General features: G+C 65.1%; 15 protein-coding genes and 1 pseudogene. 5 read left to right on the forward strand and 11 right to left on the reverse strand.

All coding sequences use genetic code 11. The annotated features are described in order from the left end of the window. From M0954_RS14895 to M0954_RS14915, 5 genes are all read right to left on the reverse strand, one after another. On the reverse strand, nt 1–242 hold a 242-nt coding region (locus M0954_RS14895; protein ID WP_297354009.1), incomplete at its 3' end, for a (2Fe-2S) ferredoxin domain-containing protein. A 175-nt stretch (nt 243–417) separates the two neighbouring features. Beyond that, the gene (locus tag M0954_RS14900; RefSeq protein WP_297354011.1) at nt 418–1,137 is read right to left on the reverse strand and encodes an ABC-type transport auxiliary lipoprotein family protein; all 720 of its coding nucleotides are present in this window, start codon (nt 1,135–1,137) and stop codon (nt 418–420) included. An 18-nt stretch (nt 1,138–1,155) separates the two neighbouring features. Next, nucleotides 1,156–2,118, reverse strand: coding sequence for an MlaD family protein (locus M0954_RS14905; RefSeq protein ID WP_297354013.1), 963 nt, complete (start codon nt 2,116–2,118; stop codon nt 1,156–1,158). Nucleotides 2,119–2,133: 15 nt separating this feature from the next. Beyond that, a complete protein-coding gene (locus tag M0954_RS14910) occupies nt 2,134–3,012 on the reverse strand; it encodes an ABC transporter ATP-binding protein (protein WP_297354015.1) in 879 nt (292 codons plus the stop codon). After that, nucleotides 3,009–4,142, reverse strand: coding sequence for an ABC transporter permease (locus M0954_RS14915; RefSeq protein WP_122153243.1), 1,134 nt, complete (start codon nt 4,140–4,142; stop codon nt 3,009–3,011). The genes M0954_RS14910 and M0954_RS14915 overlap by 4 nt, the downstream gene beginning before the upstream one ends. Before the next feature lie 117 nt (nt 4,143–4,259). Here M0954_RS14915 and M0954_RS14920 point away from each other — a divergent pair, with 117 nt between their 5' ends. From M0954_RS14920 to M0954_RS14930, 3 genes are read left to right on the forward strand one after another with little or no spacing between them, the layout of a single operon-like run. Then, nucleotides 4,260–5,165, forward strand: a complete 906-nt coding sequence (locus tag M0954_RS14920; RefSeq protein WP_297354017.1) for a biotin--[acetyl-CoA-carboxylase] ligase — start codon at nt 4,260–4,262, stop codon at nt 5,163–5,165. Beyond that, nucleotides 5,162–6,088, forward strand: a complete 927-nt coding sequence (locus tag M0954_RS14925; protein WP_297354020.1) for a type III pantothenate kinase — start codon at nt 5,162–5,164, stop codon at nt 6,086–6,088. Before M0954_RS14920 ends, M0954_RS14925 begins: the two co-directional genes overlap by 4 nt. 47 nt (nt 6,089–6,135) lie before the next feature. Then, nucleotides 6,136–6,375 carry a hypothetical protein gene (locus tag M0954_RS14930; RefSeq protein WP_122153240.1) on the forward strand — a complete coding sequence of 80 codons (240 nt, stop codon included), beginning with the start codon at nt 6,136–6,138 and terminating at the stop codon, nt 6,373–6,375. Between the two features lie 9 nt (nt 6,376–6,384). On the opposite strand, the gene rfaE2 is transcribed toward M0954_RS14930, so the two are convergent. The 6 genes from rfaE2 to M0954_RS14960 form a co-directional block, all read right to left on the reverse strand. Then, nucleotides 6,385–6,867, reverse strand: a complete 483-nt coding sequence (gene rfaE2 / locus M0954_RS14935) for a D-glycero-beta-D-manno-heptose 1-phosphate adenylyltransferase (protein WP_297354022.1) — start codon at nt 6,865–6,867, stop codon at nt 6,385–6,387. Nucleotides 6,868–6,985: 118 nt separating this feature from the next. Continuing rightward, entirely contained in the window at nt 6,986–7,858 is an 873-nt protein-coding gene (locus M0954_RS14940; RefSeq protein WP_122153238.1) for a ferritin-like domain-containing protein, read from the reverse strand. A 523-nt stretch (nt 7,859–8,381) separates the two neighbouring features. Further along, on the reverse strand, nt 8,382–9,548 hold the full coding sequence (locus M0954_RS14945) for a patatin-like phospholipase family protein (protein WP_297354024.1): 1,167 nt from the start codon (nt 9,546–9,548) through the stop codon (nt 8,382–8,384). 58 nt (nt 9,549–9,606) lie between these two features. After that, on the reverse strand, nt 9,607–10,383 hold the full coding sequence (locus M0954_RS14950; protein ID WP_133892720.1) for a PhaM family polyhydroxyalkanoate granule multifunctional regulatory protein: 777 nt from the start codon (nt 10,381–10,383) through the stop codon (nt 9,607–9,609). A gap of 109 nt (nt 10,384–10,492) precedes the next feature. Continuing rightward, entirely contained in the window at nt 10,493–11,383 is an 891-nt protein-coding gene (locus tag M0954_RS14955; RefSeq protein WP_297354026.1) for an enoyl-CoA hydratase/isomerase family protein, read from the reverse strand. Between the two features lie 219 nt (nt 11,384–11,602). Continuing rightward, on the reverse strand, nt 11,603–12,595 hold the full coding sequence (locus M0954_RS14960) for a fumarylacetoacetate hydrolase family protein (RefSeq protein WP_297354028.1): 993 nt from the start codon (nt 12,593–12,595) through the stop codon (nt 11,603–11,605). 163 nt (nt 12,596–12,758) lie between these two features. On the opposite strand from M0954_RS14960, the gene M0954_RS14965 reads away from it, so the two are divergent. Beyond that, on the forward strand, nt 12,759–13,625 hold the full coding sequence (locus tag M0954_RS14965; protein ID WP_297354030.1) for an IclR family transcriptional regulator: 867 nt from the start codon (nt 12,759–12,761) through the stop codon (nt 13,623–13,625). 138 nt (nt 13,626–13,763) lie between these two features. Continuing rightward, nucleotides 13,764–14,460: pseudogene (locus M0954_RS14970) on the forward strand (DUF3108 domain-containing protein); the annotation flags it as partial.

Consider the following 14,460-nt stretch of genomic DNA (forward strand, 5'->3'; position numbering starts at 1 on the left):
ACGTACGTGTACCACGTGCCTTCCGGATAGATCACAAGCGCCGGGCCTTCCTCGCAGCGGTCGAGGCATCCTGCCTTGTTGATCCGCACCTGGCCCGGGCCCGCGAGGCCCAGTTGCTTCACGCGCTTTTTCGCATGCTCCTGCATGGCCTGGGAGTTGCAATTCGCGCAGCTCGGACGCTCAGCGCCAGGATCGCGCTGGTTGAGACAGAAGAAGACGTGGTACTTGTAGAAAGAGTCCATGGTGTCCGGGGGAGAGGCCGTATCAGGGGAGGCTCGATGGCAGCCAGCGTGTGCATGCACCGCGGCGCGCCTGTAGTAGGACGATTATAGCGAGGGGGGCCGGGGCCCGCTGTTCATGCCTGCGCTGTTCGGCCGCATTAAGCCCCAGCGCAAATTACGCGCCCGGGCGAGCCGCTCACTGCCCTGCTACCAGCGCCTGGGTGCTCAACCACGCGGAGATCTGCGCCACCAGATCGTCGCTTGCCGTGGCGAGCGCTCGCGCGCCGCCAGCCGCGTCGGCCGAACTGGCCGGCGCCTGCGCGATGAAGCTGCGCTGCGCGACAACCTTGCCGCTCTGCGTCAAAGTCACGCGCGCCGCGACGGCGCCATGACTTTGCGTCTGGCTGTCGAAAACCTGTTCGAACTGATTCAACTCCACCCTCAGCACCGGTGCACGCACGACGTCGGAGCCGGTCAGCACCGTGCCGCGCTGCGACAGCACATCGCGCAGACGCTGGGTGAGCAATGCGGACGGCTCCATGGTCCAGTGGCTGTCCGCATATGACGCGGTCTGCTGCGCGTCGGCGTAGCTCAAGCGGTAGACCAACTTGTCCGAAGCCAGCGTCGCGGGGGCGGTCACGTCGAGCACCTTGACAGCCGGCATCGGACCCGAGGTGGCCACCTGCGGGGGCGGCCCAAAGTCATAGCGGGCGTCGGCGTGCACCGCAGGGTTGCCCGCGCAGCCGCCCAGCCCGCCGAAGGCGAGCGCGACGGCGAGCGCAGCGCCAGCGGAGCGCACACGGTGAGTTGGCCGAAGCGTCGCGCTACGAGGTGGACTATAAAGCGGACTATAAAGCGGGCTGTAAAGCGACCCGTAAAGCGAACGATGAAGCAGACTGGAAAGCGAGCGTGCCATGACATTCTTCCTTTCAGATCACTTTGCAGTGTTGCCTGTGGGCCACGAAAATCCGGGCTCACCCGGGCCCGGCGCAGCGGCCGGCGCGCCGAACAGCACACTGCGCGGACTGGTGCTGAACATGTCGGCGGCGCGATCCACCGAACGCGCGGCGGAACGCACATCGTCAGCCAACGAATTGACGCGCGGCAAGGTGTCGTAACCGACGCGCGCCGACAGCTCCTGCACCGACGTATTCATCGAGGTCAGTGCATCACCAGCCTGCTGCGCCGCCGTGCCGACCTTGTTCAGGTTGGATTCGAACGGACCGTCCGGCCGGTTCAGGCCGGTAATCAACTGATTGGTCGAGGCGAGCGTGCGATTCAGCTCGTCGATCGTTTGCGGCAGCTTGCCCGCGGCCGGTTGCATCTGCTTCGTCAGTGTCGTCACGCCGTCGGCGGCGTGCTGCAGGCTTGCCGCCGTGGCCAGCAACTGTTCGCGCATTTGCGGCGACAGCGTGTCGTTGACGTCGTCCGTGATACGTTCCAGCTTGCGCAGGAGGATGTCGCCACGCTGCTGCAACTGGTCAAGCAGGCCCGGCCGCATCGGCAGTTGCGCAACCTGCTTTTCCGACGACGCCATCGGCGTCATATCGCGCCCCGTATCGTCGAGCTGGATGAACGCAAGGCCTGTCACACCTTGAAACCCGAGGCTGCCGAAGGTCGAGTGCGTGATCGGCGCGTGCGTGTCGACCAGAATGCGGATCAGGATCTGCCCAGGATGGTCGCGGTCGAACTTGATCGACGCCACCTTGCCCACGTCGAGACCGCGATAGCGCACCGCGGCGTCCGTATAGAGCCCGGTGACGTTGGTGTGCGCGATCAGGTCGTACGGCACGCGCACCGAACGGTCGACCTTGAACAGAAACACCGTCGCCGCGATCGCCACCAGCAGCACCACCGTGAAGAGTCCAGCCCAGAACGCATGTGATTTGTTTTCCATTTCAGATTCCCTCTTTCACAGCGGCAATTCGGACGATGCGGGTTCGAGCGCCGCGGCCGGCAGCTTCGCGCGGCGCTCCGGCGGCAACGCCTGCAGCGCGCGGCGGCCGCGCAGACCAAGGAAGTACTCGCGGATAAACGGATGATCGACACCCGCGGCTTCCTCCACCGGGGCCGCGACCAGCACCCTGCGGTCGGCCAGCACAGCGACGCGGGTCGACAGCGCGACCATGGTGTCGAGATCGTGCGTCACCATCACGACGGTCAGGCCAAGCGCACGATGCAGCGTGCTGATCAGTTCGACGAACTCGTCCGACGCCTGTGGATCAAGGCCGGCAGTCGGCTCATCGAGAAACAGCAGTTCCGGTTCGAGTGCGATTGCGCGAGCAATGCCCACCCGCTTGATCATCCCGCCCGACAGCGCCGACGGCATCTTCGATGCATTCTTGCACGGCAGGCCGACCATCTCGAGCTTCAGCATGACGATGTCGCGCAACAGGTCCTCGGGGATCTTGCCGAGCTCGCGCAGCGGCTGTGCGATGTTGTCGAACACGGATAACGAAGAGAACAACGCGCCGCGCTGGAACAGCATGCCAGAGCGGCTGCGCATCAGCAGTGCAGTGTCAGGCGAGATGGTCGCGAGATCCTCGCCAAACAGCTTGATCGTGCCGGAGGACGGCCTTTCGAGGCCGAGAATCTGCCGCACGAGCGTGGTCTTACCGGAGCCCGAGCCGCCGACGATCGACACGATCTCGCCCCGCCGCACCTCGAAGTTCAGGTGCTGGTGCACGATGTTACGGCCATAGCGTTTGGTCAGATCGCGCACCTCGATCACCGGCTCGGCGATCGAGGGCAGCGGCTGGCCGCGCACAGATTGGGCAAGCGGCGCGCTCATCCGAGCCCCACGTTCTGGAACAGGATCGCGAACACCGCGTCGGCGAGGATCACGATGGTGATCGAGGACACTACCGAGGTGGTCGTGCCCTCACCGAGGCTTTGCGAATTCGCCTTGATACGGAAGCCGAAATGACAGCCGACGATCGCGATCAGCATGCCGAACGCCACGCCTTTCCCAAGGCCGATCCACAGGTTCGCGATCGGCACCACGCTCGGCAGCGCACGGAAGAAATAACCCATGTCGATGCCCAGCACGACTTGTGCCGCGAGCGCTCCACCGGCGAGAGCGACAATGTTGGTCCACATCACGAGCAGCGGCATCGCCACGCCGAGCGCCAGCACGCGCGGCAGGATCAGGCGCAGACCGTGTGGGATGCCCATCACGCGCATCGCATCGAGTTCTTCGGTGACGCGCATCACGCCGATCTGGGCGGTGATCGCAGAACCCGAGCGACCGGCCACCAGAATCGCCGAAAGCACCGGCCCGAGTTCGCGAATCACCGACAGGCCCAGAATGTTGACGATGTACTGGTTCGCGCCGAAGAGCCGCAACTGCTGCGCGGACAGATAGCTCAACACGATGCCGATCAGGAACGCGACCAGCGCGGTGATGGGCAGCGCTCTTGCTCCCGCGTTGTAGATGTTGGCCGAGATTTCCGTCCACGGCGTAATCTTCGGATTGCGCGCGATCGCCAGCAGATCGAGCACGACGCGCCCGAGCATGGCAATGCCGCCGTACAGATGCTCGAAGAAGGAGAACAGCCCGAGACCGAGCCGGGTGAACGGATCGAACTTCACCACTGGCTCAGGCGACTCACGCACGGAATCGAGCAAGGCGATGCGATTGAAAATGTCGCGCTGGGTGTCGTTCAGTTCAACCAGTTGCGGCGGCAACTTGTGGCCCCAGACGCGCCACAACGCCTGGCCGCCGACGTGATCCATGCGCTCGATGCGCGATAGATCCCAGTGCATCCCCTCGGCCCCGATCAGCGAGCGCAGACGGGGCACGACCTTGCCGGTGGCGCGGTCGCGCGCAAGCGCGAGCGCCGTCCACTGGCCGGAGAGCCGGACGATCTTGCCTTGGCTGCCTGCCGCGACTTCAAGGCCGGGCGGAGTGTCGTAGTTCAAGGATCGCGGGATTCTGGTTGTCGGATCAGGGGCCATTGTAGCGAACGCGGCGCACAGCAGAGGTGCGACTGCGCTTCGAGTGGTTCTCGCGCGTCCCCTGTCGCTACAATATGCGGCATGAACGCCTCCAAGACCTCATCCCAAGCCGGCCCATCGGGCGACTGGCGCATCGACCGCGAGCGCGCCATCGCGCTGTTCGGTGCTCACGCGCAAGACTGGCCGATCGAAATCGTCGAGGAAACCGGCTCGACCAACGCCGACCTGATGGCGCGCGTCAAGGCACTGCCGCGCCGCTCGAATGCGCTGCCTCGGCCGATCGTACGGGTCGCCTATCTGCAGACAGCCGGCCGCGGCCGGCGCGGACGCACATGGTATGCGGAGCCGGGCAATGCGCTGCTGTTTTCGGTGGCCTGCGTGCTGCCGCGGCCGCTCGAAGAACTCGCCGGCCTGAGTCTGGCGGTGGGCGTGGCGCTGGTGGACGGACTGCGCTCGCTGCCGGTCGCGGGACCTGGCCAGATCGCGCTCAAATGGCCCAACGATGTGCTGCTGGAAGGCGATAAGCTGGCCGGCATCCTGATCGAAACGGCGTGGAGCACCGACTACGCAAGCGCCGTGGTGATCGGTATCGGCACCAACGTCAAGGGCGCGGAGGAACTGGCCGCCAAGGTCGGCGCACTGAACGCAGGCATACCGCCGCAGGCGCGCGGCACCGTGCCGACCGCGCTATCGCGGGCGCTGCCCAACGCCAATCTGACCGACACGCTCGCGGCCGAATTGAACGCGCTCGAACCGGCGCTCAAACGCTTCGCCGAGGACGGCTTCGAGCCGTTCCAGCCTCGCTGGAACGCCTGCCATGCCTATGCGGGCCGCGAAGTGGTGCTGCTCGAACAAGGAGTCGAAGTGACGCGCGGTGTGGCAGCGGGCGTCGACGAACTCGGGCAGTTGTTGCTCGACACGCCATCGGGACGCCAGGCCATTGCGACCGGCGACGTCTCGTTGCGCCTCGCCGACGGGGCCGCATGAGCGGCGCGCCTTTTCTGCTGATCGACGCCGGCAATAGCCGCGTCAAGTGGGCGCTGGTGCAGGCCGATGGCTCGCAGAGTCATGCGGGTGCGTTTGCGCATGGCGGATCGGGCGTGGGTGCTTCGGTGAGTTCTGCTGCTTCGACTACGTCCAGCGCATCCTCAGTTTCGGCCTCGGCTGCTTCAACCGCCCGCGCCGACGAGCCCGACTGGTCAACCCTGCCGCACCCCGCCAGCGCATGGCTTTCCAACGTGGCCGGCGAAGTGGTCGCGCAACGTCTTGCCGCCTTGCTGGACGCCCACTGGCCCGGCTTGCCGCGCACAACCATTCGCGCCCGCGAGCAGCAATGCGGCGTGACCAACGGCTATACGACACCTTCCGCGCTCGGCAGCGACCGCTGGGCCGGCCTGATCGGTGCGCACGCAGCATTTCCAGGCGAGCCGTTGTTGATCGCCACGTTCGGCACGGCCACGACCCTGGAGGCGTTGCGCGCCGACGGCGTATTCGTCGGCGGCCTGATCGCACCAGGCTGGTCACTGATGATGCGCTCGCTCGGTGAGCACACCGCGCAACTGCCCACGCTCGATGCCAACGCGGCCCGCGGTCTGCTGACGCCCAGCGCGCGCACGGCCACAGGCGGCGATCAATCGCAAAGCAGCCGACCGCGCCGCGGCCCATTCTTCGCCACGGATACCCCGCGCTCGCTCTCCGCAGGTTGCGCGCTTGCGCAGGCCGGGTTGATCGAGCGGATGTGGAGCGACCTGCAGGAGGCGTGGGGGGTACCCGTGCGCCTGGTGGTGGGCGGCGGCGCCCTCGATGAAGTGACAGCCGCCCTCAAAGTACCGCATACTCGTCACGATTCACTCGTGTTGTCCGGCCTCGCGCTGATTGCCGCCGAAGGCGCACCGGCCGGGCACCACTGAGCTTCGCCATGAACGCAGGCCGCACCCTTTAGACGGAGACTCCAACGATGCTGCGCTGGCTGATCGCTATTCTGTTTCTTGCCAACCTGGTCGCGTTCGCGACGGTACGCGGCGCGTTCGGGCCGATTCCCCTTGCGGGCGCGCGCGAGTCGAATCACCTGAATCGCCAGCTTCATCCGGAGTTGTTGAAGGTGCAGCCGGTCTCGGCCGCCGAGGCGGCGGATCTCGCCGTGGTCGGCGGACCCGCCCCGGCGCCGGCCATAGCAGCGTCAGAGCTGGGGCAGTAGCCTCACCCCTCAGCCCTGAGCGCGGACCTTCTTGAGCAACGCGGTCGTCGAGCGGTCGTGCTCGAACGGGATTGCCAGCGCACGGCCACCCCAGCCGCGCACCAGCGCCGACTCCGGAAGCTTGTCCATATCGTAGTCACCGCCCTTGACGAGGACATCGGGATGCAGCGCCTCGATCAATGACACCGGCGTCTGCTCTTCGAAGCACACCACCCAATCGACGCTTTCCAGCGCCGCGAGCAGGGCCATCCGGTCGCCTTCGTTGTTGATGGGCCGGTCATCGCCCTTACCGAGCCTGCGCACCGACGCGTCGCTGTTTACGCCAACAATCAGGCAGGCGCCAAGAGACTTCGCATCGGCGAGATAGGTCACGTGTCCACGGTGCAGGATGTCGAACACACCGTTCGTGAACACCACCGGTCCGGTGAACGAGGGGCGCAGCTGCGCCAGGGCATCGCGGGTCGTGAGCTTGCGTTCGAAAGTGGCGGCCATGGGGAAATCAAAGAAAAGAGAAATCATGCAAAACGGCCCGGCAGGCTTGCACCTGTCGGGCCGTCAACTCATGCGTTACGGGTCACTGACGCCTCGCGCCAACGATCAACGCGCGCCGTCAGGCCGGCTGTTCAGCCGAGCTCTGGTCGGCCTGCAAACGCGCCACCACTTCCTTGCGATAGCGGTTCAATTCCTGCGCCGTATTGAAGGTGCGCTCGAACAGGATGGACAGGTTGTGCAGGATGCGCTCCACCACCTTCTTTTCCCAGCCGTCGTCGAAACGGATCTGTTCGTCGAGCCAGCGTTCGAGCCATTCCGGATCGGGCAGGCGCGACTGGATCGTGTCGCGCGGGAACAGCGCCTGATTCACGTGCAGGTTGGTCGGGTGCAGCGGCTTTTCCGTACGGCGCGCCGATGCCATCAGCACGCCGATCTTCGCAAACGCCGCACGCGCGACGTCGCCGAAATTCGTCATGGCCTTCTTCATGTAACGCAGGTAGGCGCCGCCATGACGCGCTTCGTCGCGCGAAATGGTTTCGTAGATCGCCTTGATCACCGGTTCCGTGTGCCATTCGGCCGCGCGGCGATACCAGTGATTCAGGCGAATCTCGCCACAGAAGTGCAGCATCAGCGTTTCCAGCGGAGGCGCCGGATCGAACTCGAAGCGCACCGCGTGCAGCTCTTCTTCGGTCGGGCACATTTCCGGCTTGAAGCGACGCAGATACTCCATCAGCACGAGCGAGTGCTTCTGTTCTTCGAAGAACCACACGCTCATGAAGGCGGAGAAATCGCTGTCGTGATGATTGTCGCGCAGGAACATTTCCGTTGCGGGCAACGCAGACCATTCGGTGATCGCGTTCATCTTGATCGTTGCGGCCTGCTCATCGGTCAAGAGCGATGCATCGAACGTGTCCCAGGGAATGTCTTTCTCCATGTCCCATCGAACGGATTCGAGCGATTTATAAAGTTCCGGATAAAGCATGGTGTTCATAGTCCACCCCTGTTCTGCGCATTGCGACGTCTGTTTGTGTCTTTTGCAACTCTTGCTAACGGCGAACGAAACACACGCGTTCACGAGCCAAGCATTCAATTTTACGCGGGAATCGGCCGCCCGGACGCACCGTGCGGGAAAGAAGTCCTGCGGCATTCGTGCTGCGCGGACACCGACGCCTCGCGCCGCACGGCCAACCGTGCGTGAACCTGCCCAACGCAACCGGTCCAGCCTTGCCAGATGGAAGCCGTTATCCAGCCCCGCGCCGGTCGAACCTGTGACAACCGGTGACTACGGGGCGGCGGATTCGTTGTTTTCAGAGCACGCCCAAGGGCCAAACAAGCTTACATCATGATAGCACGCTGCCCTGACACCTCTTCCTTACATAGGGCCACAAGAGCTCGCTACCTTGATCGTTCTCAACAAAGTAGCTGAGATTCATGTTCGGCTTGTGACGAAGCCTGTTTAGGTCTGCTTGGGCCTGCCTGATCCCGTGGTGGCAGCTTGCCTCGCATCCTGCCTTTCAGGAGGCGCCGTCCCTCGCCGGGGCGGCGATCCACGCCGCGACCTCGGCGCGTTTCGCAAAGGCGTCGCGCCGCCCAAGTTCGATCAATTCGCACGTGAACTCACTCTCGAACAGCAGGTAACTGGCAAACGACGCCCCGGACGCCCGGTTGCCGCCCACGGCACCCAGCAGCCCACGCACCGTGAGCGGCAGCCGCTGAAGGTGACGCGCCGCAATCACCTCGATGCGCTCGCTCGGCGCAATCGCCAGCACGTCGATATGACGCCAGCCGCTTTCCGGCTCGACCACGTGGGGAAGATGCAACACCATCCGGTTGACGTGCTCGATGCGCTCGATGTCCGCGCCGAGCGCATCGAGAAACACGCTCGCCATCACCTGCTGACCGATCTGCGCAAGCGAAGGATAGGCGTCGTCGCGGCCGTCCGCCGGCACTTCCGGTCGCGGAGTCGCCGCGCCGATGACGAGGATTCGGTGCGCGCCGAAGTGAATCGCAGGACTAAGCGGTGCGATCTGGCGGATCGAGCCGTCGCCGAAGTATTCGTGATGTCCATCGAGCTCCAGCGGCACGGCGGGAAACACGTAAGGAATCGCTGACGACGCGAGCAGATGGGCAGGCGTGAGCTCAACCATCCGCGCAGTGCGTTGCGCGCGCCGCCAGGCCTGGATTGGCTCGCTCGCCTGGTAAAAAGTCAGATGTTGCCCTGACGAATAGCTGAGCGCAGTGATGGACAGCGCATGCAGCGCGCGCGTGTCGAGCATCTGCTCGATGCGGCGAAAACTGAGCGCGTCGCTCAGCAGCCGAGCCAGCGGCGAGTTATCGAGCAACGCACGCGGCGAACGGCGCGCAGCCCAGCCGAAGCTCATCGCCGCGAGCCAGCGGGCACCCGCGGCGACGACGCCGGACCAGTCGGTGCGGTACACGTGATGCGCATGCATATCCGACCAGACACGCACGAGCCGGTCCGCACCACGCGAGAAGTCGTCGGCATGGCTCGCAATCGAGGTGGCGTTGATCGCGCCAGCCGACGTGCCGCAGATCACGCTGAACGGCGACGCGCGAGACGCCGGTGCCACCTCGCGCGCGATCTCAGCAAGCGCCTGCAGCGCGCCCGCCTGGTAAGCGGCGCGTGCACCGCCTCCCATCAGAACTAATGCGAGCCGCATGCCCGGGACACGCTATGGATTGCGCCGGAAGTCACGCCAGACCCCGCGCCGGAGCGCTTCACTCGGGTTGCGAAGGCGTCTTTCTGGGGGGGCGCGGCCGACTTGCCGCGGCGCCACCTGCCGGCGCGCGTTTCGCGGCTGGTTCCTTTGCGGTGGACTTGGCAGCGGCGGGCCCTTCGGCCGGTTCGGCGGAGGCTTCGGCTTTCGCTTTACCCGTTGGCGCCGGGGAATCGGCGGTGGGAGATGCTGCGTTTGCGGCAGCCGCCGGCTGCGTCATTGCGAACTGCGCGATCTGATTGAACTGCGATTGCAACAGATTCCACCAGCCTGACGCATCGAAACCCGGTGCGTTCGCGTTATCGCCCGCCTCCGGCTCCGTGGCGTCTGCTGCGCCGGCAGCTTCGGGACGCGCTGCAGCGGCAGGTTCGGGCCGTGATTTTTCTGCCGGAGATTGAGCCGCAGCAGCAGCCGGCTGCGCCATCGACTGCTGTGCAAAGGCCCCAAACGCCCGCAACGTCGCGAGCGTGGCGCGCTGCACTTCGAGCGCCTGAATCGCCGATTGCAGCATGTTCAGATTCAGCTTGAGCCATTGTTCGACCGCACGCATGTCGGTGATGCGCTTGTCGAGCTCTTCGACATTGGTGAGCGGCGCCATCATGTCGGACATCATCGACAGCGACGGTCCGAGGCCATGGGCCGCGCCTGTCTGGGCACCCGGGAAAGCGGAGCCGAATGGCGTAAGCCGCATCATGTCCCACATGCGGTCCATCATCTCGCCAGGCGGAAAACCCGGAAAGCCGGGAAAGGGCGGCGTGGAGCCAGGTGTATCGGTCATGTTTTTCTCCTCGCAGCAGACGGGGATCGAAATGGCGCAGTCCCACCACGCGCGTTTCGTCCGATCATACCGCGCGCAACGAGGTTGTCACGCGCATAAGTCAGGTGGATCAGGCCGAATGCCCGCCGGATGAACCGCGTCCCGTGGACCCGCCCGGCGCGCCGCCGCCACCGTGGAAATCCGGCGCACGGCGCTCACGCAGCGAGCTCACGCCTTCTTGCACATCCGGTCCGGCAAAGCCCATGAACTCGAGTGCGAGCGAGGTATCGAAAGCGGGCCCCGCCGAGCGCAGCCAGTTGTTCAACGCATACTTGGTCCAGCGAATCGCCGTCTGCGAGCCATGCGCGAGTTTCCCGGCCACTTCGAATGCTTTGGGCAGCAGATCATGTTCGTCGACGGCCAGCGACACCAGCCCGATCCGCTCGGCCTCCTCGCCGCTCACCGGTTCGCACAGCAGCAGGTAGTACTTGGCCTTCGCCATGCCGCACAACAAAGGCCAGACGATCGCCGCGTGATCGCCTGCCGCGACGCCCAACCGCGTATGGCCGTCGATGATGCGCGCGCTCTTCGTCGCAATCGAGATATCGGCGAGCAAACCCGCCACCAGCCCCGCCCCTACGGCAGGCCCGTGCATGGCCGAGACGATCGGCTTGCTGCAGTTGATCACGTTGTAGACGAGGTCGCGCGCCTCACGCCAGACGCGGGTGCGGACTTCGAAATCGGTCGCCATCTGCTCGACGAGTTGCAGGTCGCCGCCCGCCGAAAAGCCTTTGCCTTCGCCGCGAATCACCGCGACGCGCGTGTCCGGATCGCGGTCGATATCGCGCCAGATTTCGGCGAGCTCGAAATGCATCCGCGCGTCGGCGGTGGCCAGTCCACTCTTGTTCGTACCCTCACCGCTCATGATGACTTCGAGGACGCCATGCGGATGCCGCCGCAGTCGCAGCGAGCGGTAATGCGAGTAGAAAGCGGGATCGTTGATCGGTGAGTCGTGAGACATGGTGGTCGCTTGGTCCGGTAGATCGGAAGCGCGGCAGATCGATGCGTCAATCTCAACGCTGTGCTGCCGCCGTGGGCTGGCCTGCGGGCCACCGCGCGTCAGTCAGTGTAGCGGCGCCCGAGCGCGCCGGCATCGGGCGAAACCCTCCTGACTGTGCTGAACGAACGCGCTGCAGGCCTGAGTCGAAACTCCGGTTTACGAGCCTGCAACGGAGCCGCGTCAACGGGCGCCGTCGACCGGCGCAATGCCCTGCTCGATCGAACCAAAGATCGACTTGCCCGCTTCGTCGAACATCTCGATCTTCACTGTGTCTCCGTATTTCATGAATTCCGTCTGCGGTGCGCCATGCTCGATGGTCTCGAGACAACGCTTCTCGGCGATACAACAGTAGCCGCGCTTCGCATCCTTGTTCGAGACGGTCCCAGAGCCGACGATCGACCCGGCGCGCAGGTTGCGCGTCTTCGCCGCATGCGCGATGAGCTGGCCGAAGTGGAACACCATGTCCGTGCCGGCGTCCGGTTGGCCGACTTTCTTGCCGTTCCAATGGACGATCATCGGACGGTGCACGCGGCCTTCACGCCAGTGCTCGCCGAGTTCGTCGGGCGTGACGGCAACCGGTGCGAAGGAAGTGGCCGGCTTGCCGTGGAAGAAACCGAAGCCCTTCGCCAGCTCCGCGGGGATCAGGTTGCGCAGCGAGACGTCGTTCACGAGTGTAATCAACCGCACGCCCTTGAGCGCCTGCTCGGGGCTCGCGCCCATCGGCACGTCAGTGGTGATCACCGCGACTTCGGCTTCGAAGTCGATGCCGAAGTCCTCCGAAGCACATACCACGTCGTCCTTCGGGCCAATGAAGTCGTCGCTGCCGCCCTGGTACATCAATGGATCGGTCCAGAATTCCGGCGGCATTTCCGCGCCGCGCGCGCGGCGCACCAGTTCGACGTGATTCACGTACGACGAGCCATCGGCCCACTGGAACGCGCGCGGCAGCGGCGCCATGCATTCCTTGGCCCCGAACGGAAAACTGTTGCGTGCACGGCCCTGGTTGAGCGCGTCGTACAGATCCTGCAGTTGCGGCGCGTAGAAGGTCCAGTCGTCGAGGACGCGTTGCAGCGTCGGCGCGATCGCATCGGCGATGGCCGCAGTTTGCAGGTCGCGCGACACGACGATCAGTTGGCCGTCGCGCGTGCCGTCCTTCAGCGTGGCAAGTTTCATAGGAGGAATGGGCCGTGTTAGTGACGATAGAGGGAATCTATTCTACGATGGTGAATCGCCCTGCCCCAAACAGGCCGGTTGGAGGACGCGGTTTGCGCGACTTACCGTGCCGCGCAGCCTCCCTTCGTTTCGATGCACCGTTCGCGCTCCGTGCGCCTTACCTATGCCTTCAATTGCCCGCTCCGACGCCGAACCCGCCGATCCGCTCGACGCTTCGGACGACGATACCGCCGACGCCGGCGAGGAGAAACTGCGCTCGGGCATCCAGTCGATCGAGGTGGGCTTTCGCCTGCTCGAGGTGCTGACCCACGAGCCGCGCGCGATGATGCTGCGCGACCTCGCGCAACGCGCGGGCATGAGCCCGGCGAAAGCGCATCGATATCTGGTGAGCTTCCTGCGGCTCGGCGTAGTCGCGCAGGACGCGCTTTCGGGACGTTATGAACTGGGCGGCTTCGCCTTGCAATTGGGCCTGGCGCGGCTTGCGAGGGTTGACGGCGTGAAGCTCGCGCGGATTGCGCTGGCGGAGCTGCGCGACCGGCTCGATCTGACGGTAGGCATCGCCGTGTGGGGCAACCAGGGACCGACGGTCGTGCATTGGATGGAGTCGAGCCATCCGGCGAAGGCATCGCTCAAGCTCGGCGACGTGATGCCGTTGTTGGGTTCGGCCACGGGCCTTCTATTCGCCGCCTATCTGCCGGCCAGCAAGACTGCGGCGGTGATCGAGCGTGAACTGGCCGATTCGCGACGCTCGTCGCAGACGGTTGGTCCGCGCACGCACGAAGAGGTTGAGCGTGTGCTCGAGGAAGTACGCGCTCACCAGGCCGCGCGCGTCGAAGGCGCGCTGCTGGCGACCATCCACGCGTTCTGCATGCCGGTTTTCGACTCGACCGGTGATCTCGCGCTCGGGCTGATCGCGCTCGGCCACGAAGGCGCCTTCGATATCCGCTGGGACGGTGAAGTCGACACGGCATTGCGCGAGTGTGCGCGCAAACTGTCGTACGAACTGGGGTATAGCCCCGCGCCGCGTTAGGATGTAAGACAACGACAGCGTCGCCACGGAACATCAGCAGTGGCCTGCCTGTCGAACCCGTTCACTGCGTCCGGCGCTGGCATCCCGCCGCCGCGACGCGCTCCATCGCATTTTTATCCGGTAGAACCGCTCCGCTCGATGTCGTTTCCCTCCGCAGTCACCCGCTCCGAACGCACGCTGCCTCACGCCGTGCCGCGCCGCACGCGGGCATGGCGCTGGCTTGCGGTGCTCGCGGTCGTGCTTTGCCTGCATTGGATTGCGGCACAGTGGATCGAGCGCAATCGCACGACGTTTACGCCCGAGAACACGGCTCATGTGCCCGTGCAGATTGCGCTGCTGACACCCGAGCGAATCGAGCGTCAACCGTCCGCAGCGGCGCCACGTCCAGCCGCACCAGCTGAATCCAAGCCCACGGCAGCGGCGAGCAAGCCGCGCGAGCGGGTGCTCACTGCGACGTCCACGCAGCATGCAGCCGCAGTCGCTGCGGCGTCTGCCGTCGCAGCCGAGGCAGCATCCGCGGCGGAGGCGAACGCGGCGGCACAAGCTGCGGCGTCAGCGGCGGCAGCAAACGCCGCAGCAGCGGCAAGCGCTGCTGCCAGCGCACACGCGGCGGCCACAAAAGCCGACTCGGGCGTGAAATTCTCGGTGCCGCCTTCGGGCGATCTGCAGTACGACACGTTCTATAACGGGGTGCGCAACCAGCCCGGCACGATCCACTGGTCGAGCGACGGCAAAACCTATGACATGGTCGTATCGCTGCCCGTGCCGTTCATCGGCTCGTTCACTTACTCGAGCCACGGCCATATCGACGCCTTCGGACTCGCGCCGGACCAGT

The sequence above is a fragment of the Paraburkholderia sp. genome (genome assembly GCF_026225065.1).
Classification (GTDB): domain Bacteria; phylum Pseudomonadota; class Gammaproteobacteria; order Burkholderiales; family Burkholderiaceae; genus Paraburkholderia.